The sequence below is a fragment of the Gloeobacter violaceus PCC 7421 genome, assembly GCF_000011385.1.
Taxonomy (GTDB): Bacteria; Cyanobacteriota; Cyanobacteriia; order Gloeobacterales; family Gloeobacteraceae; genus Gloeobacter; species Gloeobacter violaceus.
This window is the reverse complement of record NC_005125.1, coordinates 624,911-647,817: the sequence shown is the minus strand read 5'-3', so window position 1 is coordinate 647,817 and position 22,907 is coordinate 624,911. Positions and strand designations below refer to the sequence as shown.

At 60.8% G+C, this 22,907-nt stretch carries 21 protein-coding genes and 1 tRNA gene; 13 read left to right on the top strand and 9 right to left on the bottom strand.

Annotated features, from left to right (window positions below):
• The first annotated feature begins 300 nt into the window (after positions 1-300).
• A complete protein-coding gene (locus GLL_RS03135) occupies positions 301-1,383 on the top strand; it encodes a hypothetical protein (protein WP_164928551.1) in 1,083 nt (360 codons plus the stop codon).
• Between the two features lie 325 nt (positions 1,384-1,708).
• Here the strand turns inward: GLL_RS03135 and GLL_RS03130 are convergent, their stop codons facing one another.
• Both GLL_RS03130 and GLL_RS03125 read right to left on the bottom strand, forming a co-directional pair.
• Positions 1,709-1,876 (bottom strand): hypothetical protein, encoded by a 168-nt coding sequence (locus GLL_RS03130; RefSeq protein WP_011140606.1) that lies wholly within the window; start codon positions 1,874-1,876, stop codon positions 1,709-1,711.
• A 70-nt stretch (positions 1,877-1,946) separates the two neighbouring features.
• The gene (locus GLL_RS03125; protein WP_011140605.1) at positions 1,947-2,591 is read right to left on the bottom strand and encodes a Uma2 family endonuclease; all 645 of its coding nucleotides are present in this window, start codon (positions 2,589-2,591) and stop codon (positions 1,947-1,949) included.
• A 189-nt stretch (positions 2,592-2,780) separates the two neighbouring features.
• Here GLL_RS03125 and GLL_RS03120 point away from each other — a divergent pair, with 189 nt between their 5' ends.
• Entirely contained in the window at positions 2,781-3,497 is a 717-nt protein-coding gene (locus GLL_RS03120) for an alternative oxidase (RefSeq protein WP_011140604.1), read from the top strand.
• Positions 3,498-3,547: 50 nt separating this feature from the next.
• Here the strand turns inward: GLL_RS03120 and GLL_RS03115 are convergent, their stop codons facing one another.
• Positions 3,548-3,931 (bottom strand): hypothetical protein, encoded by a 384-nt coding sequence (locus GLL_RS03115; RefSeq protein ID WP_011140603.1) that lies wholly within the window; start codon positions 3,929-3,931, stop codon positions 3,548-3,550.
• A 301-nt stretch (positions 3,932-4,232) separates the two neighbouring features.
• Between GLL_RS03115 and GLL_RS03110 the strand changes: the two genes are divergently transcribed.
• A complete protein-coding gene (locus GLL_RS03110; protein WP_011140602.1) occupies positions 4,233-4,982 on the top strand; it encodes a proteasome-type protease in 750 nt (249 codons plus the stop codon).
• Positions 4,983-5,011: 29 nt separating this feature from the next.
• On the opposite strand, the gene GLL_RS03105 is transcribed toward GLL_RS03110, so the two are convergent.
• Both GLL_RS03105 and GLL_RS03100 read right to left on the bottom strand, forming a co-directional pair.
• On the bottom strand, positions 5,012-5,521 hold the full coding sequence (locus GLL_RS03105) for an MgtC/SapB family protein (protein WP_197530108.1): 510 nt from the start codon (positions 5,519-5,521) through the stop codon (positions 5,012-5,014).
• Between the two features lie 51 nt (positions 5,522-5,572).
• On the bottom strand, positions 5,573-7,492 hold the full coding sequence (locus GLL_RS03100) for an ABC-F family ATP-binding cassette domain-containing protein (protein WP_011140600.1): 1,920 nt from the start codon (positions 7,490-7,492) through the stop codon (positions 5,573-5,575).
• 106 nt (positions 7,493-7,598) lie between these two features.
• Between GLL_RS03100 and GLL_RS03095 the strand changes: the two genes are divergently transcribed.
• From GLL_RS03095 to GLL_RS03085, 3 genes are all read left to right on the top strand, one after another.
• The gene (locus GLL_RS03095; RefSeq protein WP_193345479.1) at positions 7,599-9,038 is read left to right on the top strand and encodes a protein adenylyltransferase SelO; all 1,440 of its coding nucleotides are present in this window, start codon (positions 7,599-7,601) and stop codon (positions 9,036-9,038) included.
• A gap of 379 nt (positions 9,039-9,417) precedes the next feature.
• Positions 9,418-10,485, top strand: coding sequence for a class A beta-lactamase (gene bla / locus GLL_RS03090; protein WP_011140598.1), 1,068 nt, complete (start codon positions 9,418-9,420; stop codon positions 10,483-10,485).
• A 142-nt stretch (positions 10,486-10,627) separates the two neighbouring features.
• A complete protein-coding gene (locus GLL_RS03085; protein WP_011140597.1) occupies positions 10,628-10,978 on the top strand; it encodes a hypothetical protein in 351 nt (116 codons plus the stop codon).
• 64 nt (positions 10,979-11,042) lie between these two features.
• On the opposite strand, the gene GLL_RS03080 is transcribed toward GLL_RS03085, so the two are convergent.
• The 3 genes from GLL_RS03080 to GLL_RS03070 form a co-directional block, all read right to left on the bottom strand.
• Positions 11,043-11,873 (bottom strand): FkbM family methyltransferase, encoded by an 831-nt coding sequence (locus GLL_RS03080; RefSeq protein WP_164928549.1) that lies wholly within the window; start codon positions 11,871-11,873, stop codon positions 11,043-11,045.
• A 266-nt stretch (positions 11,874-12,139) separates the two neighbouring features.
• Positions 12,140-13,516, bottom strand: a complete 1,377-nt coding sequence (locus GLL_RS03075; protein WP_164928548.1) for an FG-GAP-like repeat-containing protein — start codon at positions 13,514-13,516, stop codon at positions 12,140-12,142.
• 200 nt (positions 13,517-13,716) lie between these two features.
• Positions 13,717-15,549: a DUF885 domain-containing protein gene (locus GLL_RS03070; protein WP_164928547.1), complete on the bottom strand. Its 1,833-nt coding sequence runs from the start codon at positions 15,547-15,549 to the stop codon at positions 13,717-13,719.
• Between the two features lie 226 nt (positions 15,550-15,775).
• Here GLL_RS03070 and GLL_RS03065 point away from each other — a divergent pair, with 226 nt between their 5' ends.
• On the top strand, positions 15,776-15,991 hold the full coding sequence (locus GLL_RS03065; protein ID WP_011140593.1) for a hypothetical protein: 216 nt from the start codon (positions 15,776-15,778) through the stop codon (positions 15,989-15,991).
• Between the two features lie 48 nt (positions 15,992-16,039).
• Complete coding sequence (locus GLL_RS03060) at positions 16,040-16,699, top strand: metallophosphoesterase (protein WP_011140592.1); 660 nt, start codon at positions 16,040-16,042, stop codon at positions 16,697-16,699.
• Here GLL_RS03060 and GLL_RS03055 read toward each other — a convergent pair.
• Positions 16,647-17,102, bottom strand: a complete 456-nt coding sequence (locus GLL_RS03055; protein WP_011140591.1) for a nitrate reductase associated protein — start codon at positions 17,100-17,102, stop codon at positions 16,647-16,649. The genes GLL_RS03060 and GLL_RS03055 overlap by 53 nt on opposite strands.
• Positions 17,103-17,330: 228 nt before the next feature.
• On the opposite strand from GLL_RS03055, the gene GLL_RS03050 reads away from it, so the two are divergent.
• The 5 genes from GLL_RS03050 to GLL_RS03035 all read left to right on the top strand — a co-directional run bounded on the left by GLL_RS03050 (position 17,331) and on the right by GLL_RS03035 (position 22,904).
• On the top strand, positions 17,331-18,035 hold the full coding sequence (locus GLL_RS03050) for a hypothetical protein (RefSeq protein ID WP_164928546.1): 705 nt from the start codon (positions 17,331-17,333) through the stop codon (positions 18,033-18,035).
• Between the two features lie 109 nt (positions 18,036-18,144).
• The gene (locus GLL_RS03045; protein ID WP_011140589.1) at positions 18,145-19,059 is read left to right on the top strand and encodes an RNA-guided endonuclease InsQ/TnpB family protein; all 915 of its coding nucleotides are present in this window, start codon (positions 18,145-18,147) and stop codon (positions 19,057-19,059) included.
• 3 nt (positions 19,060-19,062) lie between these two features.
• The gene (locus tag GLL_RS23605; protein ID WP_197530107.1) at positions 19,063-19,383 is read left to right on the top strand and encodes a zinc ribbon domain-containing protein; all 321 of its coding nucleotides are present in this window, start codon (positions 19,063-19,065) and stop codon (positions 19,381-19,383) included.
• Positions 19,384-19,440: 57 nt separating this feature from the next.
• A tRNA-Leu gene (locus GLL_RS03040) sits at positions 19,441-19,521 on the top strand.
• A gap of 395 nt (positions 19,522-19,916) precedes the next feature.
• On the top strand, positions 19,917-22,904 hold the full coding sequence (locus GLL_RS03035; protein WP_011140588.1) for a serine/threonine-protein kinase: 2,988 nt from the start codon (positions 19,917-19,919) through the stop codon (positions 22,902-22,904).
• The last annotated feature ends 3 nt before the right edge of the window (positions 22,905-22,907 follow it).

Below are 22,907 nucleotides of genomic sequence, written 5' to 3'. Positions count from 1 at the left end.
AAAAACCTGAACTCTCAGAGCTGCAGGATCGGTACAGCGAGCCAATTTTAGCATTTTGGCCCTTATGCTTACCGCTGCTCACCTACTTTAGAACTAATGCAGTAAATACAAATGTTGCATCTTATCAAATCTTTAGAATAATTTAGAATAGTATGCAAAGAAACTGAGAATAGTCCTGTATATTCGTGAGTGCATAGCAAACTTGCTGATCGACACAAAACTGGACAAATTCCAGAAGGGAGTAGAGTATGCTCAACAATAAAGCTTTACTGTCCTTAGCACTACCATTCGCGTTTGCACTTGTTCAAACGCCTCTGTGATGCTGCTCCACCTCCGAATGCTGTCGTCTATGATGACCCGTTTCAAGCAAGTGGAATTGTTCCGGCAAATGGCCAGCTATCAGGGCTGAAATCTTCAGTTACAATAGTATACATAAGCATAGTTGGAACTGTACTTAATTCCGTATACAACGCCACAGGGACTGTCAGTGGCCCGAAGGGTGCCTGTGGAACCACATCGACTACGCCTCCTATAGTTTTTTATCCAGTTGGCAAGGGCGTACCTAATAGTGCAGTGCTTGGTGCCTTTAACTGCGTTCAGGGTGCTGGCGACTACACTGTACGCTTCACAGGTACAATTACCACTACCTTTGGAGGTGGTACACCAAATCCAATAACGGTAAATCAAGATAGCACTATAAAGTACACCGTCAATTCCAGTGGAGCTATTACAAATATAGTAGCAGGCGGTGGCTCAGAAAATTGTGGCACACCAATTTTGATCGATACGATTGGAAATGGATTTTCTTTGACTGACTTAGCTAACGGAGTTGAATTTGACTACAGCGGCCAAGGGAATAACATGCAGACTTCTTGGACTAGCATCAATTCTGACGATGCTTTTCTTGCTCTAGATCGTAACTACAACGGTGTTATAGATAACGCAACAGAATTATTTGGCAATTATACACAACAGCCACTATCTCGGCGTCCAAATGGCTTTATCGCTTTAGCTGAATTTGATAGTTCAGAGAATGGTGGTAATGAGGACAGAGTCATTTCTGCACAAGATGCGATTTTCTCTTCGCTACTGCTTTGGAAAGACTTAAACCATAATGGAATATCGGAATCAGTCGAAATCTTTACGCTATCATCTTTGGGGGTTGCAGCTATAGGATTGGACTATAAAACATCTCTTCAAACTGATCAGCACGGAAACCAATTTCGATACCGTGCGCGAGTCGAGGATTTTTCAGGAGAACAGATTGGAAGATGGGCTTGGGATATCATTTTCATTACTAGCGCCTCAACATCTTCGTTGAAAAACTTCTCTTCAAATTCTTCTGAACAGCCGATCTCCGATGCCAAATGTCCAATACGCTAACCTAACTGGCAAGTTTCTGTACTCAGAAAAATCTTAGAGCGGTTTGCAGATGGAAGTGTGACGGATCTTTGTCCAGAACTCGTACACAGAGGAATCTGCCAGTCGGGACGTATCACGTCCGAGCGAGAACCGCTCTAGTATCTCAAAAGGACTAAAAAGAGGAAAGGGCAGGAGAATTCCGCATGGGGGATATTGCTTTTGGGCCGTCCGCGTATCCGCGATTCGCACAGTACCGCCCGCGGCACTGGGGGATCCGTCGTCAGCAGATTCTCAATCGCTGCGTCGACGGTACGGCGCAAGCAACTGGGCGAGGGGGTACGGCCACTCAGCGCTTCATGCCCCGGTCCCGCTCGTTTTTCTTTTGTCGCTCGGCCACCTGCTTTTCCCAATTCCGGATGGTCTGCCCGAAGCGATCCACGTCCGCGTCGCTCAGCTCGAATGTCTGCACCCGCCAGTTCTCGACGCGGCAGAGCACCTCGTTCTTGGCGCTCACCGTGGAGTCTTCGCCTTCTTCGAGGTGGTAGCGGCGGGCTCCTTCATAAACCAGTTTGCCGCCTTGCTCCTCATTTGGAGCGCTCTCTTGCCCAAGTGTCGAACAAATCGAGCAATTGCGGCTCCGGTAAAATAGCGGCCTGCTGCAGCAACTGTGTCGCTTCGATCTCAGACAGTACGGGAAAGCTCAGGCTCTGCGGTTGCTGGAGATAGCGGCCCTCCGGTTGGAGGTGCCAGATGTCCAAAGTGCTGCCGTCGTAGCGCCAGATTTCGGCAACCCCCAGCGCGGCATAGATCGAGAATCGCCGCAGCGAGGGACTGGTGATGTCAACCTCGATGACCAGTTCCGGTGGCGGGTCGGTGGCCAGATCGATGGTCTTTTTGCCGCGGATTCGGGCAGCATTCTCAAAGTAAAACGAAGAGGCCGGTTCTACGCCGCTGGTGCCCTCGCGCGCAAAGGTGGTAGAGCCGGCGCTGACGAAATCGGGCTTGAACCGTCTGGCCAGTGCGACCACGAGATAGTTCAAAACGCGGTTGAGGTTCTCATGGGCAAAAGAAGGGCTCATGAGCTCAAGGATGCCCCGGTCGTAGCTCAGCCGCACCGAGCGATGATCACCCAGATCCCGGAGCAAGTTGCGGTAGGTGTCCCAGCTGACGTTTTGCAGGAGCAGCCGCTGGGTGGCTTCAGAATCAAGAACGGTCGAGCTGGGAGTCATAGAACGATCAGGGTTTATACGACAAGTCTAGGTTCAACAAAACGGCGACGCGGCTTGTGTGGCGGCATCACAGTTCACGCAGCATAAGCCAACCTTAAGTTTAAAAGGCAGGACGCCTTCCACGACTAGCATGGAGGTGTCGGGTGGAAGCGTGGCATCCCCGGCAGCTCAGCATCGGAGGAAGATGCGATGATTCGATTTTTGGTCAGTATTCTCGTTTTTGTGATCGACGTTCTTTATAAGAACCGCCCTTACCCGCGCTTCTATGTGCTGGAGACCGTGGCGAGGGTGCCGTATTTTTCGTACCTGTCGGTGTTGCACCTCTACGAAACCCTGGGCCTGTGGCGCAAGTCCGACTGGCTGAAGGTCCACTTCGCCGAAACCTGGAACGAACTGCACCACCTGCTCATCATGGAGTCCCTTGGCGGCAACGACCGGTGGTACGACCGTCTGCTCGCCAAAAGCTCGGCCCTTGTCTACTACTGGGTGATCGTGGTTCTATACATGATCTCGCCCCGCTCGGCCTACGAATTTATGCGCCAGGTCGAAGAGCACGCCTTCCACACCTACGACGAGTTTCTCAAATCCGACGGCGAGCGGCTCAAACTCCAGCCTGCCCCGGTGGTGGCGGTGAGCTATTACCTGACTGGCGATCTGTACATGTTCGACGAGTTTCAGACCAGCCGCCGCCCCGAGGAACGCCGCCCGGCCTGTGACACCCTCTACGACGTATTTGTCAACATCCGCGACGACGAAGCCGAGCACGTCAAAACGATGGCCGCCTGCAAGGCCGAGAACGCCCAGCTCACCTTCAAAAGTCCCCACAGCGCTCTTCCTGAAGCCAAATCCGAGCCCCCCATCGCCGCACCCCAACCGCGGGCAACCGGCCGGGGTGCCCTGGAGTAACGACGGGTCGCGCCTCAATCAAGCGGGTGGCATTGCGCCACCCGCTTTGCTTATAAAGGGCGCCGGGGACGCGGGGCACGCTCAAGACGCGGTGGACCGCTGCTGGGGGCGTCCTGGGTTCTGGGGCGAAACGGCTTTTTGAGCAGTCCACCGCCCTGCTCGTCCGCTCCCGCTTTTTTGAAGATCTTCGGTTTTGGCTTGGGCAGCACGCCCTCGGGCAACCCCAGCAACTCGGCTTTGAGCGCTTCCGGTTCCATCTGCTGCCAGGTGCGCCACAGATCGTTGAGGTGCTCGAAGTTATGGCAAATCAAGCGCCTGGGCCGCTCGGGCGACTGCGGCAACCCCCAGACAGCGATCAGGTGGTGCTCCTGCAGCAGATAGCCCCGCAGCTTCAGCTCGCCGATGGTTCGCTCGCACAGCAGTAAATCTTTCATCTTTCAGCCCTTGCTGTCGATGCTTGCCCGGATCCTAGCAGAACACAAACGGGCGCGCTCAAGCGGACAAAGACCAACCACACTCCCAAGGGCTTGCATTCTATCTCCCGAACCGATTGATTATCTGCGGCTATACCTGGATCACACTGTACCGTACAAGCGGCTTTTGTCCTAGAGCCGCAATCGATGGACAATCCGCCCCCAGGGCGGGTTGTGGTGCAGTGGCCGACCCCGCGTTGCTGGTCATTCTCGCCCCCTGGGTGGCAAGATGAGTGTGTTTGGGGCTACGGAACCCACAGATGTGACCTATTGCCTGGGACTGCTGATGGAAGCGGGGTTGGTGCTGGCCGCCGACTCGCGCACCAACGCGGGCGTCGATTATGTCTCCAGCTATCGCAAAGTGTTTGATTTTTCGATGCCCGGAGAACGGGTGGTGTTTATTTTGACCTCCGGCAATTTGTCCATCACCCAATCGGTCATCAACCTGCTGCGCCAGGACCTGCACAAAGAAGGCGAGAGCCTGCACACGATGCCCACGATGTTCAGCGTCTGCCGCTATATCGGCCACAAAGTCCGCCAGGTCGAACAGCAAGATCGGCCTGTCCTCGAAAAGGATCGCATCGATTTTCACGTCAGTTTGATCGTGGCGGGGCAAATCAAGGGCGAAGAGCCGGCTCTCTATCTGGTCTATACCCAGGGCAACTTCATCCAGGCGACCGAGGAGACGCCCTTTGTCCAAATCGGCGAGACCAAGTACGGCAAACCAATTCTCGATCGGGCCTTCAACTACCGCAGCAGCCTCAAGATCGCGGCCCTCTGTTCGCTGTTGTCGATGGATTCGACAATGATCTCCAACCTTTCGGTGGGTTCACCGGTGGACCTGCTGGTCTACGAACGCGACACTTTTCAGATCGCCCAGTGTTGCCGCCTGCAGGAAAACGATCCTTTCTGGGTCGAGATGCGCCGCGCCTGGCAGCAGTCGCTGCAAAACGCCTTTCACAACCTGCCCAACATCCCCTTCACCTACACGCCGGATCCGCCGCTGCTTTGACGGCAGCCAATAACGTTTGCCAGTTCGAGTTAGGGGCTTGCTCTGCCATTGGCAGGCAGTGCGGGCGGCGAAGCGTCAGGCTCGACAGGTGGTCGCCCTCGCCAGTGGGCGGCCAGGGCGATGCTCAGTTGCTCGAAGGGACCGCCTACGAGCAGCACCAACAGCGTCAGCAGCAACCCGCACAGCAACACCGGCCACAAACCGGCGCCGCAGGCGATCCCAAGGCTTGCCGCCACCCAGATCGTGGCGGCCGTCGTCAGGCCTGAGACTTTTTTGCGGGTCTGGGGGTGGAGGATGACGCCGCCCCCCAAAAAGCCGATGCCGGTAATCACCCCCTGAACAACCCGCAGCGCCCCACTGCCGTCCGCCCCAGCGATTTCAAGGGCGACCAGGGTGACCAGCGCCGCTCCCAAACAGACCAGGGCATTGGTCCGCAATCCGGCGGACTTGCCGCTCAGATTGCGGTTGAGGCCCAGCACGCCTCCGGCCAGCACGGCCGCACCAAGGCGCAAAAGCACTTCCTGCAGGGCAATGTTCAAAGCAACAAGCCCGGTTATTCAATCTACTTCCATTTTAGGTGGCAGAAGCGCTCAGGAATCGAGTTCGGCTAGGTGCATCCACCGCTCGGTCGCTTCGTCGAGATGCCGGGTCAATTCACCCATGCGCTCGTAGACGGCGTTGGCCTGGGTAAAATTGCCAGGATCGGTGCTGCCCAGGCTCTGTTCCAGTTGGGTGCGCTCATCTTCCATCTGGGCGATTTTGGCTTCCAGGGTCTGCAGCTCGCGCTTTTCTTTGGATGAAAGCTTGCGCGGCCGGTCGAGGGACGGCATTTCGGTCGATTTGGGTTTGGCCGCTGGAGAGGGTTTGGCGAATTTTGCCATTGCCGCCTGGGCGTCTTCTTCGGCTTTTTTGTGCTCCAAATAGACGCTGTAATTGCCGGGGTACTGGCGGATCTGTCCGTTCTCCTCAAAGGCAAAAATCGTGTCCACCACCCGATCTAGAAAGTAGCGGTCGTGGGAGACGGCGATCACACAGCCGCTGAAATCTTCGAGGTACTCTTCGAGCACCGCCAGGGTGGGCACGTCCAGATCGTTGGTCGGCTCGTCGAGGATCAGCACGTTGGGGGCAGCCATCAACTCGCGCAGCAGAAACAACCGGCGCTTCTCACCGCCTGAGAGTTGCTCCAGCGGAACGTACTGCTGGTTGGGCGCAAAAAGAAAGCGCTCCAGCATCTGCGAGGCGGTGATCACCGCGCCGCCCTCCAGCTTGACCAGTTCGCCCGCCGCCTTGATGTAGTCGATCACCCGCTGGTTGTTGTCCATGGCGGCGAGCAACGCTTCCGAGTGCTGGTCGAAGTAGCCGATGTGGACGGTGGAACCGATCTCGACGGTGCCCGCGTCCGCACTCTGGCGGCCGGTGATGATGTCCGTCAGGGTCGATTTGCCGGCGCCGTTGCCGCCGATGATGCCGAGGCGATCCTCCGGGGTGAATTTGTAGCTGAAGCGGTCGATGAGCGTCCGGCCGTTGTGGGCTTTGCTGACGTTTTCCAGTTCGATCACTTTGCTGCCGATGCGGCGGCCGGGGGTGGCGATTTCGACTTTGCCCTTGGCCTGGCGAAATTGCTGATCCTGCAGGGCGCGCGCGCGCTCGATGCGGGCTTTTTGCTTGGTGGAGCGGGCCTTGGGTCCGCGCTTGAGCCATTCGAGTTCGCGGCGCAATACCCCGCGGTGTTTGCGCTGGCTGCTCGCTTCGGCCTCCTCGGCAAGCGCCTTTTTCTCCAGATAGTAGGCGTAGTTGCCGCTGTAGGCGGTTAGTTCACCCCGATCCAATTCCAGAATGCGGCCGGTGACTTTGTCGAGAAAGTAGCGGTCGTGGGTGACCAGCACCACTGCACCACGGAAGCGGCCCAGGTAGCTTTGCAGCCACTCCACCGAGAGCGCGTCGAGGTGGTTGGTGGGTTCATCGAGCAACAGCACGTCCGGCTCGGCAAGTAGCGCGGTGGCGAGGGCTATACGCCGACGGTAGCCCCCCGAGAGGGTGCCGACTTTGGCCTCAAAATCGACGATGCCGAGTTTGGTGAGGACGATCTTCGCCTGGGTCTCCAACTCCCAGGCTCCACCGGTCTCCATCCGCTGCATGAGGCTGGCCAGGCGGGTGTTCAGTACCGGGTCATCCGCGTGGTGGGCGAGTTTGGCCACCAACTGCTCGTACTCGCGCACCAGGTCCATCCGCTCGCCGCTGTCGGCGAATACCTGCTCGATTACTGTGCGCTCGGGGTCTAGTTCCGGCTGCTGGGGCAAATAGACCACCCGCGCCCCGTGGCCCATTTGGATCTGGCCCGCGTCGACCGCTTCGAGACCGGCCAAAATCTTCAGCAGCGTCGATTTGCCCGAGCCGTTGGTGCCGATCAGCCCCACCTTGTCCCCGGCCTCCAGGCTGAAGGTGGCACCCTGCAGGAGTACCTTCAGGCCGAGGCTCTTGTGTACCGATTGCAGCGAAATCAGGCTCATATGGGTCAACAGCGGGTGTCCGCCCCATGCTAGCTACTCCTGTAAGCACAGTCGGTGCGCGCAGGAGTGCTTAGGCTGGAAGTCGGACCCGATTTTGGAGGGCGGTTTGGATACCGATGCGAGCGTCCACAATAATCCGCTGTTGCAACTGGACTACGAGCCGGCCTTCGCCTCGCTCGGAGACGACTATTACGACCTGGTGGCCGCCGCCCCTTTTCCCGAGCACCGGCTGCGCTTTCGGGGCGACGGGGTTTTGCGCCTATTGGGCCTCGACCCGGCCACCGTCGGCGAGGAGCACTTTATCGAAGCGTTCGGCCGCTTCGCCGGGCGCGGGCCGTTTCTGGCGATGCGCTACCACGGCTACCAGTTCGGCGAGTACAACCCCTACCTGGGCGATGGGCGCGGCTTTTTGTACGGCCAGGTGCGCGGTCTGGACGGTGAGCTGTACGACTTTGGCACCAAGGGTTCGGGCACCACGCCTTATTCGCGCGGCGGCGACGGGCGGCTCACCCTCAAAGGCGGCGTGCGCGAGGTACTGGCCTCCGAGGCGCTGCACCATCTGGGGGTGCGCACCTCCCGCAGCTTGAGTCTGATCGAAACGGGCGAGGCGCTCTGGCGCGGCGACGAACCTTCGCCCACGCGCTCCGCGGTGCTGGTGCGCACGAGCCGCTCCCACGTCCGCTTCGGCACCTTCGAGCGGCTCCATCACTTCAAGCGCAAGGATTTGATCCAGAAGTTGCTCGATTATGTGATCGCGGTCTATTACCCGCACTACGGGGCGGAGCCCGAGCGCTACGCGCTGTTCTACCGCGAACTGGTGGGACGGACGGCGGAGTTGGCCGCCCAGTGGATGGCGGTGGGCTTTACCCACGCCGTGCTCAACACCGACAACATGTCGATCACCGCCGAGAGCTTCGACTACGGCCCCTACGCATTTATAGACAGGTTCGATCCGGGCTTTACCGCCGCCTACTTCGACCACTACGGCCGCTACAGCTACGGCAACCAGCCGCTCGTCTGCCGGATCAACCTGGAGGCACTGCAGCTACCGCTGTCGATGGTGATCCCGATCGCGGACCTGGAGGCGGGTCTGGCGATTTTTGATACCCACTACGCCGCCCACTACACCGCCCGGATGCTCGCCAAACTGGGTTTTGGGGCGCTCGGTCCGGTGCTGGGTCCCGAACTTGTCAAGGCGACGCTGAACTACCTGGAAGCGGCTCAGGCCGGTTATCACGGTTTTTTCCAGGCGCTCGCCGCTTCGTTCGACCGCAGCTGGCAAAGCGATCAAGGGGCGATCCCCGCCCCCGTGGTCGGGGCGCCAGAAGCTTTTGAGCTGTGGCGGGAGAGTTACTTTCGGGCTCTAGCGAGCCTGTCGGACTCGGAATTGCTGCGCGTGGGTGAGAGGCTCAACCGTCACAATCCGACGACGGTGCTGCTGCGCCCGGCCATCGAAGCGGTCTGGGCCGCCATCGACCAGAACGACGACTGGCAACCCTTTTACGATCTGATTGGGCGGCTGCGAAAGCCCTATGCCATTGCGTGATATCGAATCCGGGTGAAGCGGCAGGGTTTATATGAGACACCGTCCTTCCGGCTGCTCTTTGCCTGGGTCTGGGTGGATTGGGTTGGCACGAGGGTCTGTGGAGCGAGAGGCGGAACCCCCTTCGGGTTCCCCTCTCGCGCTCTCCAGCCTCCCCGCGTCGAGGGGGTGCCACCCCCCCGACACCCCCCGGACCAGGGATGGGTGAGGCGGGAAACCGGCTCGGTGTGGGCCTGGCGCAGGTTGGAAAGGTAGGCGACTGCGGCGAGGAATTCGATATGAGTCCCCTGTAGCGGGGAAGATAACCCTTTTGTGAAGGGAGTTTTAGGCAGTCGGGTGGGCATTCTTTTACGATGCGACCAGAGATTTCAAGGAGTGCAGCATGCGCATATCCCTCGCCTGGCCCCTTCTACAAGGATTGGGGGCGGTTGGTCTGTGGCTCGGTGTTCAGGTTTACGGGCCGACAGTGGCTCTTGCCGTTCCCAACGCCCTCGATTCGGCACCATTCGCAGGCGATCCGGCCCTGGAGCCATTGCACAGACAGATCGCCCGGCTGGCCGAGCGGCTGGGTGGGCGGGTCGGTGCTGCCATCGTGCATGTTGAATCGGGGCGGGCGATAGCCCTCAAGGGAGCCGAGCGCTTTTCGATGGCGAGCGTCTATAAGCTCCCGATCGCCATCGCCATTCTCGATATGGTCGATCGCGGCGAACTGGATCTGACCCGCAAATTGACCGTCAAGGCGAGCGACCTGCGCCCGGGCAGTCCCCTCGCCGAGCGCCGGGATGCGGTCGGTTCGGTGCTGAGCGTGCGCGAATTGATCGAACTGGTGATGATCTACAGCGACAACTCCGCAAGCGATCTGCTGTTTGACCTGGCCGGGGGCGGGGAAGCGATCACAAAGCGTCTGCAAACCCTGAAGATCGCTGGTCTGCGCGTCGATCGCCCGGAACTGGAATTGCTGGCCGACGGGGGCGGAGTGCGGCAATTGCCGGCGGCCTCGGACCTGACGCTGGAGCGCTTCGAGCGGCTGCTCGCAGCGGTCCCGCCTGCCGCCCGCGAAGAAGCCGAGCGGCAGTACCGGCTTGATCCGCGCGACACGTCCACACCGGAGGCGATTGGTCGCCTGCTGGTGCGCCTGCAGCGCGGTGACATCCTCAAGCCCGAAAGCAACCGGCTGCTTCTAGGCATCATGGAGCGCTGTGCCACGGGAGTGCAGCGGATTCCAGGCAATCTGCCCGCCGGAACCATCGTTGCCCACAAGACAGGCACCAACGCGGGCGGCAACAATGACGCCGGGATCATCACCCTTCCCGGCAAAGCGGGCCACCTGGCCGTCGCGGTCTTCGTGCAGACCCCGGGGCAACCGTCCGCCGAGCGCGAACGGCTCATTGCCGAGATCGCCCGCGCCGGATTCGATTTTTTTGTTGGTCAGGGCGCAGCTGTGCGCTAGGGCACGATCCGCCGGGGCAGGAGTGGTAGCGGCTGTGTGGCATCTTTGTAGTACAGCGGCGGCGGCACAACATTTGCAGCCCGCGCCTTCGGACTTATCCTGTGTAGCGATACCCGACTAACCCTGCTATGGGGATGACCCGATGGAAGAACGTCTCGACCGCTCTGAGCAACGACTTGACCAGCATGGGGAACTGATAGCGGAGCTGCGCGCGGCGACCCTTGCCAACAGCCGGCGCATCGGCGAACTGCAGGAGGCCACCGTCGTCAACAGTCAAAACCTCGATCGCCTTGCGAACATCGGTGAGCGCTTTATCACTGTTGTGGTCGATGCTGTCACCGAGTTGCGCAGCACCACCGCCCGACTCGATCAGAACGTTACCGAACTGAAGATAGCAGTCGATGAGCTGCGAGGCTTCAACCGCCGCCAGCAAGCCATCAACGACTACCTTATCCGCAAAGATCGGGAGCGGGGCAACGGTAACCCCGGTTGAAGCGCTGTAGTATCTTTGTGCAGGCAGATTCTGGAGTTCGCGTCACCGGACTTTTGATCACAAGTCAAGCGTAGTGCCGCAGGCAAGGCCTGACAAAAAGAATATCCTTTTGCAAAAGAAGACCTCCGGTTTCGGAGCGCCAGCCACCCACATCGTCGCCGTAGACAAATCCGAGGCTGTCGATAATTTGAAGCATTTCAATAAATGACGGCATCGTGTTGGGTGGGGGGTCCAGTGTCAATTCGACGATGAACGCATCTATTTGAGACAGCAGATTCTTGGCACCCTCCAGTACCTGATGTTCCCCAAACTGCACGTCAATTTTCATCAAGCCACGACCCTGTAACTGCTTTTTTTTTGCCAATACGTCCACGGTCGTGACCTTTACCTTCCTTCGGGAATGTTCGTTTTTGCCCTCGACATACTTTAGAGAGCTGCCATACAAATTTGAAGAAATCAAAAGTGTTTGTTCATCCACACGGTTGGAAATGGCGGCATGGACCCATTCGAATTCGGGGTGAAGATCGGCGTAACGGCGATCCAGCTTCAGGTGGTCCTGGGCTAGCGGATCGACCAGGATAAAGCGGGATGCAGGAAATAAGTGGTGAACCACATCGGACCAGATTCCTGTTGAGGCACCGATGTCAAGAACAAAATCGGGCTGCCAGTTGCGGGCCAATCGACGCAGAGCCTTATAAACCAGATGGTACTCGCGCCAGATACTTCTTGGTACCGGCGGCTCTATGTAGGGAGCAACTTTCCAGAGCTGCCTTGCCGCAAACACTTTGAACTGTAAGCCATCCAGAATCAACTCCAAACGAGCGAGGAATCTGTCCGCGGCGTTACGAGACTTTTTATTCAGCTTCTCGGTCAGGTTGGCCAGTGAGTCGGGCAAGGGTGTTTTTTCCTGTTAGGTCAAGAACAGCAAAGGTGGTCGCACTCAAATAGTGCCGGCCAGAATTGCAGCTTATTCCATACGTACATAGCCCGATTGCGCAACGGCCCCGCTCACCGCTTACGAAGTCGAGTGACAGACAGAGTTGCAGCGTTGGATGGATGTATTATCGGGCGCTGTTTATGCAACGGCAATCCCAGGATCGGACGAAAAATCGATGCGCGAACCGTCCGTGCCGAAGTGCTTTCGCCGAGGGTCCACCCGCCTCACGGCCCGACCACCAAAAACACAGTGGGACTGACGGCCTGTCCCTCCGGCGTCTCCACGGTGATGCGGCCGGTCTTGGCCCCCGCCGGCACCACCGCCCGGATCTCGGTGTCGGAGAGGACGGTGAACTCGGCCGGGATCCGCCGCTGCGGAAAGCCGAGGCGGAAGGTGACGGCGGTGGTGCCGGTGAAGCCCGTGCCGGTGATGATCACCTCGGTGCCGACGGGGCCGCCACCGGGCGAGAGGGCGGCAATGGTCAAGGAGGAAGCGTCCTGCGTGATGTTTTGCAGCACCGACACGTTGTTGGAGCCTGAGTTGGCGGTGGCAATGTCCAGGTCGCCGTCGCCGTCGAGGTCCCCCAACGCCGCCGACTGGGGAGAGCGCCCGACCGCAAACGATTGGGCAGGGTCGAAAGTGCCGGTGCCGCTGTTCAGCAACACAGACAAGTTATTGGAGTCTGAGTTGGCGGTGGCAACGTCCAGGTCGCCGTCGCCGTCCAGGTCCCCCAGGGCCACCGATTCGGGACCATCCCCGGCCGCAAACGATTGGGCGGGGGCGAAGCTGCCGTCGCCGCTGTTCAGCAAGACAGACACGTCGTTGTCCAAAACATTGGCGGTAACAACATCCAGGTCGCCGTCGCCGTCGAGGTCCCCCAACGCCAACGAAGTGGGACCATCCCCGGCCGCAAACGTTTGGGCGAGGCCGAAGCTGCCGTCGCCGCTGTTCAGCAAGACAGACACGGTGTCCAAAAAGGTGCCACCGACGGCGATATCGAGGTCGCCGTCGCCGTCGAGGTCCCCCAACGCCACCGAGTAGGGAATGTCCCCGGCCGTAAAGGTTTGGGCGGGGGCGAAGCTGCCGTCGCCGTTGTTCAGCAGCACCGGCACGTCGGCGTTGTTCAACCCATAAAAACCGGGAGCCGTGGTAACGATATCCAGGTCGCCGTCGCCATCCAGGTCCCCCAGGGCCACAGAGGAGAGAGGGTAACCGGCCGCAAACGATTGAGCGGGGGCGAGGCTGCCGTCGCCATTGTTCAGCAGCACCAACACGTAGAAGAAGCTGTCGGTGGCAACGTCCAGGTCGCCGTCGCCGTCGAGGTCCCCCAACGCCACCGAGTAGGGAATGTCCCCGGCCGCGAAGGACCAGGCGGGGCCGAAGCTGCCGTCGCCGCGGTTGAGCAGCACCGACACGCCCTCGGAGTTGGGGTTGGCGGTGACGAGGTCCAGGTCACCGTCACCGTCCATGTCCCCCGACGCCACAGACTCGGGCTCGTCGCCAATGGGTACACTCTGAGCGGGCAGGAACTCCACCTGCGCCCCCACGGGCGACGCCCACACCCCCAGTGCCGCCGCCAGCCCCAGACCCCACCAGCGCACCCCGCGGCTCCACCGACACCCCACACGTACACATCCCATAGCCCACCTTGCCTTCGTAGGAAAGAACGGCTCTCACGATACCCGGTGGCACCGAACAATCGTTGTGCCCTTCGCGACCACCACCGGCAAGGCCGCGCGCTGAAATCCAGGATGGTGCAGTGTCAAGGGTCGGGTGACTGGATTTTGCCGGTGCTGCGCACTTAGCGGGAGTTTGTACCGACGGTTCCGGAATTGACGAACTGCTCCATCACGGCCTTGCGCAACAAAGCGGGCGGGAGCAATCCCTGCGCCAGGATGAAGTCGTGGAATTTCTGGGCGTCGAAGCGGCTGCCCATCTGCTGCTCGGCGTCTTTGCGCAGTTCGTTGAGCCGCGTGTAACCGTAGAAGTACGAAGTCGCCTGGCCGGGAGCGCGGAAGGTGTAGCGCTCGACTTCCTGGTTGGCAAAAGGTGCCGAAAGCACCACGTCCTGGGTGAGCACCCGCATCGCCTCCTCGCGCGTCACGGTGCCGGCCTGCAAGCCTGGATCGAGAAAGGCGCGGGCGGCTCGCTGCAACCGGGCCTGCAGCGAGATGAGTTGGCCTTCAGGGGGCATGAATGGCAGCGTGATGGCCTCGGAGTAGAGCGCCCAGCCCTCAGCATTGGTGCTGTTGAAGGCGTAAATGGCCCGAGCCGTGGAGACGCCTTTTTCGACCAAAGAGGCAAACTGCAGTTCGTGACCGGGGCGGGCCTCGTGGGCGGTGAGCGTCCAGGAGGCGGCGGCGTGGGTAAAATCATCGACCCGCTCGGTCTTGCCGGCGGGTGCACCCGGCGGGGCCGGGATGTTCAGGGGCAGCACGAATTCGCCCTGCTCGCCCTTGTTGCCCAACAGCCTGGGCGGGCGCATGTTGGGAGCCGGGGTGGCGGCACTCTCGGCGGCGGAGGCCAGACGGATGCGGGCGGGGCGATCGGGCAAGGTGACGAGCTTTTCGCGGCGGATAATCTGCTCGATCTGACCGAGGCGCTCCTGGTAATGGGGCAGGATCGCTTCGCCCACCAGCTGTTCTTTTTTCAGCTCGCGGATGACGTCGCGGTAGTCGGTAGAACGATAGCCCTTGGCCTTGGCCACCTGGGGAGCCAGTACCTGCATTTGCTTTTGAATGTCGCCAAAGGCAGCGCGCGCCAGAGCCGACAGTTCGGCCGGCGGCAGATCGACGCCGTACTGCTTGAGGGCGAAGGCGTACAGCTCCGGCGGCCGGCGAAAATCGTCGCGCGCCTTGGGGAGCACTTCTTTGCGCAAAAAGCCGTCGTAGGCGGCCAGTTCGGTTTTGAGCCGGGCGAGCGGTTCCTGGTAGCCGGCAATTTTGTACTTCTCAAATAGCTGGCCCATCCCTGCGACAAAAGAAGCGTTGTTGGCCAGATCTTTTTCGACCTGCGCCCGGAAGGGATAGAGGATCCCCGGTTGGTTCAGCCGCTCGCGGGTGCGCTCCTCGGCCAACTGGGTAATTGGTTTGTAACCCGGCTCCAGCCCGGCGTAGCGCTTGAGGCGCACCAGGGCGGCGGGGCGGCGGGCGGGGGCCACCTGATCGTCGAGCAGGCTGCTCAGACTGAAAAACAACAGCCGCGACATGTCCAAATACGGAAGCATGTACTTGCGGTTCAGCTCGAGTTCGCGGGCGTTGTCCCGGGCGGCCTCGATCAAAATCTCGAGATCCTGGCGCACGAGCGGGTCTTTCTCGGCGGTGAGCCGCCGCCCCAGCTCGGTCGCCGCCTCGGTGTACGCCTTTTGTTGGCGCTCGTCGTACCCGGCGCTCAGATCGCTGATTCGCTCGTCCAATCCCTCCAGGCCGAAAGATGCCGCCTGCTCCGGAGCAAAGCGCGCCGTCACCTCCAACAGCACCCGGGCGTCGGCATCGCTGCGCTCGATCCAGGCGGGCCGGGCCGCCGCCACCCGGGCGGCCTCTGTTTGGGCCGCGGTGGTTGTCGGGGCCAGCGGCCCGAAACCTGCCAGCAAAACCAGCGTCAAAGCAGATGTGCGCAACAAAGCCAGGGGCATAGAACCTCGGTGGATACAGTCGCCCATTGTAGACAGGTAGGCCGATGGACCGGTTCCATCTTCGGCTGCAAAGCAACTTAATATGGACAAAAGACCATGAATCGGCTATAATTCCACTGCCAGCCGGAATTCCGGGGTGTATTGAGCCTGTAGCACACTTGTAGTATAATCAGAATGCGTCCGGGCCGGGTGGACCGGGCGTACAGAGAAAAGAGGAGGGTGAGTTATGAACCGCCAGTCTATTCAGGGCCGTTGCCCCCAGTGTGGCAGTACCAGCATTCGAATCTCGCGTCGCCGGGGCATCGAGCGGCTGGCCCCCTTCTTTGGTCTGTCGAGCCACCGCTGCTGCTGCTGTGCCGCGATTTTCTTTGTCGACACCGCCGAGGTCGACGAGGCGGGCCTTGAACCCCAGGCGCCCCGCGCCACCGTCGGTGTGACCTAGAGAAGCCGATCCTTGCCGCCGTCGGGCTTCGGGGAGACGATCAGAATCATGAACGTCTCCGCCCCGAAGCTCGCCGTGATCGGCGATGTCCACGGCAGTGCCGGGCAGTTGTCTGCACTGCTGGCGCGGTTGCCCGCCGGTTACGAACCGATTTTTGTGGGGGATTTTGTCGATCGGGGACCCGATCCGGTGGCGGTGCTCGATACCCTGATCGCCAACCGCTTTCGGGCTGTGAAGGGCAATCACGACGACAAGCTCTTTCGGGCCCTCAAGGGCAATCCGGTGCAGGTGGGCGGAGGTCTGGCCGCCACGCTGGAGCGCATCCGCTCCCAGAGCGCCCCCTGGCGCGAGCGGCTGATGGTCTGGCTTGCCGAGTTGCCGACGGTGCTGCTCTTTCCGGGGATTGCCGTCGTACACGCCTACTGGAGCCCCACCTGCCCGCCCGACGAGCACCTGTGGGGGCCGCGCTTCCACGACAAGCAGGGCAAAATCTACCGCATCCGCTGGTGGAGCGTCCCCGAGTACTGGACCCCCGGCATCCAGGTGGTCTTCGGGCACTACCACATGCCCGTCGTCACCCCCCAGGCGGTCTGCGTCGACTTTGGGGCGCCCGAGGGGCCGCTCGCGGCCTACCTCACCGACACCCAGGCATTTCTTATCGAGCTTCCCCGCCAGGTCGCCCTGCCGGAACCGGGTAGCGCTCTTTAAGAAGGGCCAGCACCCGGGGAAGCAACTCGGCCTGTTTGCTCGAGGCCTGGGCCTTGAGGCAGACGAATCGCTCAAAGGGGTTCATCGCCCGCCAAAGGGGCGCTTCCATCGCGAGGCGGGGTACCTCGGCCTGCCAGGGAGCCGGGTCGGGATCGATGGGCACCAGGGGAAAGTCGTGCTGACGGGCCAACGCGCCCAGCCGTTCGCGATAACGGTCGACTTGCTCCCCATTTTCGCAGGCCAGGGCGATCAGTTCTTCGCGCTCGGCGGTTGCGAGGAGCTGCCAGTGGCGCAGGCTCACTTTGGTGGCGCACAGATCGAGCTTGTAGCGCACTCCCATCGGAATGCAGTCCAGTTCGGGCCAGAAGTCCTGTTCAAAAAACAGCAGCGCATCCGGGTGCATCGGGATTCTCCTGCCAACCCGACCAGCCTAACGCTCCGGCGGGAGGCCATTGATTTTCGGGGCGCATCGCCAATTGCAAACCCATAGAAAAAGTGGGATTGACTCGCTTTCGGGGATGGCCTGCGATGCAGCAGTCTTCAGTCTAGGGGTATGACCGAGATAAGATACGAACTTGAATGGACCCCCAGCCTTTGGACAATCGCAGTCGGGCACGGCGATTCGAGGAGCATGACCGAGGTACGCCGGAAAGTGGGAAATCGTCGAGATGCAAACGCCGCCGACAGCGACGCCCGGGTCGATCACCGCTCACTTAAAGACCAGGGTGTCGACGACCGTCCGGACATCACTTCCGGCGAGCAGCACCAGGCGGTGAACCTGCTCACCGTCAACCGCTTCTACACAGGCGTCGGCTCGACCGATCCGCCACCCGACGTTGCTGCGTTGGTGATGACGGTAGCGCAGCACCTGGCAGGCGAAGGCATGGTTGTGCGCACTGGGCACGATAAGGGGACGGACGCCGCCTTTGCCGCCGGCGCAGCGCCAGGGACGCGCGAAGTCTATGTGCCCCATTCCGGGGCCGGCGGCTATCGCGATGGGCTGGTGGTCTGCGACCCTGAGACAATCGTCCGGGCGGCACGGCTGGCGGCATCGGTTCACCCCCACTGGAAAACCTACAACAATTTTCAGAGGCGGGCGCACACCCGGCGGGTGTTTCAGCTGCTCGGGGAAGATCTCAACAGCCCGAGTGCCTATGTGATCTGCTTCGTACCCGAAGACGGCGACGGCAAGGTTCAGGGCTCGGCGAGAACCGTCCTCGCTCTGGCACAGGTGAAGCGCATCGAGTGCTACAACCTCGCCGAGCTGCAGACAAGAACCAGGTTCAGGCAAAGATTGGAGGAAATTGCCTTCCAGGGAGAGGGCCGACAGGGGTAGGGGTGAGGCTTTTACCCCTGGGAATGGGTTTAAAGCCCCGCCCTTCGAGGGCGGCTTTCATGAGCTTAGAATAGCTTTATTGCTTTCTAAGAAATGCTGTAATCCCACGATGCTGATGAACTTCAAGTATCGATTGGAGCCGACCACTGAGCAGGCCAGCACACTGCAATGCTGGTTTGAGACTTCTCGGCGCGTCTGGAACTTTGTGCTGGCCGAGCGCAAAGACTGGATTAACTCTCGCAAGGCTCCGCTCAATGCTTGTTCGATACGTTCGGAATTCATCATTGCTGCCGATGCACCCTGGCCCACCTATGCCCGCCAGTGCAAAGCTCTCACCCTAGCCAGAAAGCACAACCCTCACCTTCAGGCTGTCCACTCCCAGGTGTTGCAACAGGTACTCCAGCAGTTGGAGAAGGCGTTCATCTCAATGCGCGAAGGTGGTTTGGGCTTTCCCAGATTCAAGAAGCCCGGCCGATTGCGTTCTATCTGTTTTCCGCAGTTTGCGAGCGCTCCGGTACGCGGCGAGCGCTTGAAGGTGCCCACCATCGGCTATGTGAGGATGCGCCTGTCTCGAAGCATCCCCGAGGGTTTTCGGGTCAAGCAGGTGAGAGTGCTCAGACGCGCTTCCGGCTGGTACGCGGTGATGGCGATTCAGTCGGATGCCGCATTGAGCGAGGCCCAACCCCACGGCGAGGCGATCGGTATCGATCTGGGGTTGCACCATTTCGCGGCCTTCTCGGACGGCGAACTTGTCCACCGGCCCAAGTTTTTTGTCGATGCCCAAAGCAAGCTGAAATTGCTGCAACGCCGGGTATCGCGCAAAAAGCGCGGGTCCAATAATTGGAGGAAAGTACAACAAAAAGTAGCTCGACTACACGAGCGCATCGGTAATCTGCGCAAAGAGTTTCACCGTCAGCCGGCCCATCGTCTGTGCGACAGAGCAGGGACGATCTTCGCGGAAGATTTGGGTTGCCAGGCCCTGGCGGCATCGATGCTGGCCAAACACGTCCTTGATGCCGGATAGGGGATGTTTCTCTCGACGCTGGAATGGACCTGCCGCAAGCGCGGTGTCTTCTTTGCCAGGGTGGACCCCAAAGGTACGAGCCAGACCTGCCCGCAGTGCGGCGTGCATACGGGCAAGAAAGACTTGAGTGTTCGGGTACACGAGTGCCTGGCGTGTGGATACACGACAGACCGCGACGTGGCAGCCGCCCAAGTGCTCTTGCAGCGTGGTCTGGGGGTCGTTGGGGCAACTCGGGCCGTTGGGAGAACGGCCCCGACCCTGGTTGCGGCGGCGGGATACGCCGTCAAGAAGCCTGTGGAGGCCACCGGAATACCGGGCCAGTGAAGCAGGAAGGAATTCCCGTGCCTTGAGGCCGGGGAGGATGTCAAACTGATAGAACGTGCGGACGTGGTGGAATGGTAGACACGCCGGTCTTAGGAACCTGTGGGGCAACCCGTGGGAGTTCGAATCTCCCCGTCCGCATCTAGTTTATGACCGAGCTCAAAGTCTCTTCGGCGGTTGGCGGCGGCGGGAGCAGGGGGACACCCTGTCTGTTGCCAGACCTGTCCGAGGGGCAAGCCGGGGTCCTCGCCCGCGGCGACGGTGGCAGTGACCACGCTTATGAACGAGCCCGACTTCGGCACGCTCCTGTCGGATATTCCGGTCGTTAACGGCCGATGTCTCTCAAGCCAATCACACGCTGGATGCGCAAGGTCCTTCCCGATGGATGATAGGGAGGTCTGGCGAGTGCTTTGCATCAACGGATACACTGTGCATAGTCCAGCGCAGGTCTTTGCTCGGCGGGTGCCGCATTGCGGTTTCCATCCCCTCCCGACAAGTCTGTCCGTTCGCCGTCGCCTACCTACAGAGCCCGAGCCATGACGCCCGAGCAGTGGCAACAGCTGAGCGAAATTCTCGGGGATGCCCTGGACTACCAGGGAGCCGAACGGCTTGCCTTTCTCGATGGCTGTAAGCTCGAAGCGGAACAGCGCCGATTTATCGACCAGTTGCTCACTATCCACGAGCAGCAGCCCGATTTTTTGAGCGCGCCAATGTTGAGTTTGCTCGCCGGGCTCGCAGATGAGGCAGTACCGGTGGGTGCTCCGCTGCGCGCCGGTCAACGCCTGGGGGCCTATCGGGTGGTGCGCGAGTTGGGGCGAGGCGGCATGGGGGTGGTATTTCTGGCCGAGCGCGCCGACGGTCAGTTCCAAAAACAAGTCTGTATCAAGGTGTTGCAGACCGGTTGGGCAGCAGCGCTGCAGGTGGGCCGCTTTTTGAGCGAAAGGCAGATCCTGGCCAATCTGGAACATCCCTATATCGCCAGGCTGATCGACGGCGGCAGCACCGAGGCGGGGGTGCCCTATCTGGTGATGGAATTTGTCGACGGCATGCCCATCGATCGCTATTGCGAAGCTCAGCAGCTCGGCTTGAGACCGCGCCTGGAACTATTTTCCAAAGTCTGCCAGGCGGTGCAGTACGCCCACACCTGCCGGGTCATTCACCGCGACCTCAAACCGAGCAACATCCTGGTCAACTGCGAAGGCGAGCCGCGCTTGCTCGATTTTGGGATCGCCAAGCTGCTCGACCCCCAGGGGCGATCCTCCGAGCCGACCCGCACCGATCTGCGGGTGCTCACGCCGCGCTACGCCTCGCCCGAGCAGATTGCCGGGGCCGAATTGACCCCGGCAAGCGATGTGTACGCCCTCGGGGTGGTGCTGTACGAACTGATCACCGGTCAGCGGCCGGCGGGAGCCCAGGCGGCGGCCAGTTACGAATTGGCCTGGACTCTGAGCGATCAGACAGCACTACTGCCGAGCCGGGCGGTGGGCGAGCAGCCCACCCGGGCGTTTGCCCCGGCAGCCGCCGAGGGCGGCGCACAGGGCCTGAGCCGCCAATTGGAAGGTGCCCTCGACCGCATCGTGCTCCGGTCACTTAGCAAACCACTCGACCGGCGCTACGCGACGGTGGGTGAGCTGCTCACGGAGGTGCGCCGCTACCTGGATGGAGCCGAGCGGACGGGGATGCGCCCCTGGCCCGCAGGCGCGCTCGCACGGGCGGTGGCGGTGGTGGCGCTCAATGGCGCCGCCTTTTGGGTGGCCAACGAACTGACCGCCCGCAGTCTGCTTGCCGGACCCGGGTGGTTCGCCGCCGCCGGACTCGCTCTTTTGGCTGGAATGATGATCTACGGGCTTGCCGAGGCGCCGCGCGCCTCCGGGCGGCGGCGGAGACTGGCGGTAGGGACGGTGCTGTTGGAACTGGGGTTGCTTGCCGGACTATTTTGGGCGGCCAATCCCTTCGTGCGCCTGCTGTCGAATCCTCCGAACCACGCAATTGCGGTGTTGCCCTTCGTCAATCTGGGCGGCGACAAACAAAGCGCCTACTTTAGCGCCGGGATGGCCGTGGATATTACCAATCAACTGGGCAAGATTGCCGACTTGAAGGTGATCGCCAGCTCCGCCGCCGCCCAGTACGCCGAGAGCCCCAAAAGCCTCGGTGAAATCGCCCGGGAGCTGGGAGTCAGCAGCGTGCTGACCGGCAGTGTGCGCCGCGAGGGCAACAAAGTGCGCATCGTCAGTCAACTCGTCGACCCCGCCACCGGCGAGCAGCTGTGGTCCGGAGATTACGACCGACAACTGAGCGATGTATTTAAGATTCAAGAGGACGTGGCGCAGCAGATTGCCGGCCGATTGCAGGCAAAACTGTCGCCGGCCGAAAAAGAGCGTGTCACCCAGACACCCACCGGCAATATCACCGCCTACGACTACTACCTCAAGGGGCGCGAGTACTTCGAGCGCGGCCGCAACGCCGAAAACGACCTGGCCATCGAACTGTTCAAGCGGGCACTGGCGCTCGAACCGAATTACGCCCTCGCCCACGCCGCCTTGGGTAACGCCTACTTTCGCAAGGCGGTCGATTACAGCCAGGGCGATGTCTGGCTGGAGGCGTCCCTGGGGGCCAGCCGCAAGGCCCTCGCCATCGACCCGCAGCTTGGAGAGGCGCACCGCGCCCTGGGTAACGGTCTGCGCGGCAAGGGTTTTTTTCGCAAGGCCCAAGATGCCTACCGCCGGGCCATCGCCCTGGCCCCCAACAACGCCGCCGCCCTGGGAAGCTACGGTTCGGTCAATTTCATCCGCTGCGAATTGGAGGAGGGTGTGAACTGGACCCTCAGGGCGGTCGCCCTCGATCCGCTCAGCACGCCCCTGCAGACTAACTTGGGCGATTTTTTTACGATTTTGGGCGACGACGCCCGGGCGCGTCAGGCCCTCGAAGCGGCGGTTACGCTTCGACCCGACGACGCCTACGCCCTCTGGAAGTGGAGCCAGTTTTATTTGCTGAACGGCAACTTTGAGGCGGCCAGACAAACCGCCCGACGACTGATCGAAGCCGAACCGCGGCAGTTGTCGGGTCTATACGCCGCCGGGGATGTCGAACGCTTCGCGGGGAACCGGTCCCAGGCCCGTGCTTATTATCGGCGCATTCTTCAGGGATCCGGCGATTTGCTGGCCGGCACGGGCTATCTGCTGCCGACGACGGTGCTGGGTGAGCTCGCCTGGCGCGATAGCCGGCGCACCGAGGCAAAGGCTCTGCTTGAGCGCAGTTTGAAGCTCGACAAGGCGGCGATCGCCCGGGGCAACGAAGATTCGTTTTATCGCTTCGACCTCGCGGCGGTCTACGCGGTGCAGGGTAAGCGCGACGAAGCCCTGCGCTGGCTGCGCGCGGCCGTGGACGAGGGCTACTGTCATTACCGCTTTTTGCGGCGGGAGCCGGTTTTCGCTTCGCTGCACAGCGACAGCGAATTTTTGCAGCTTCTCAAGGCTCTCGAACAGCGGGTGGAAGCGATGCGGGTGCGGGTGGCCAACCTGTGATCT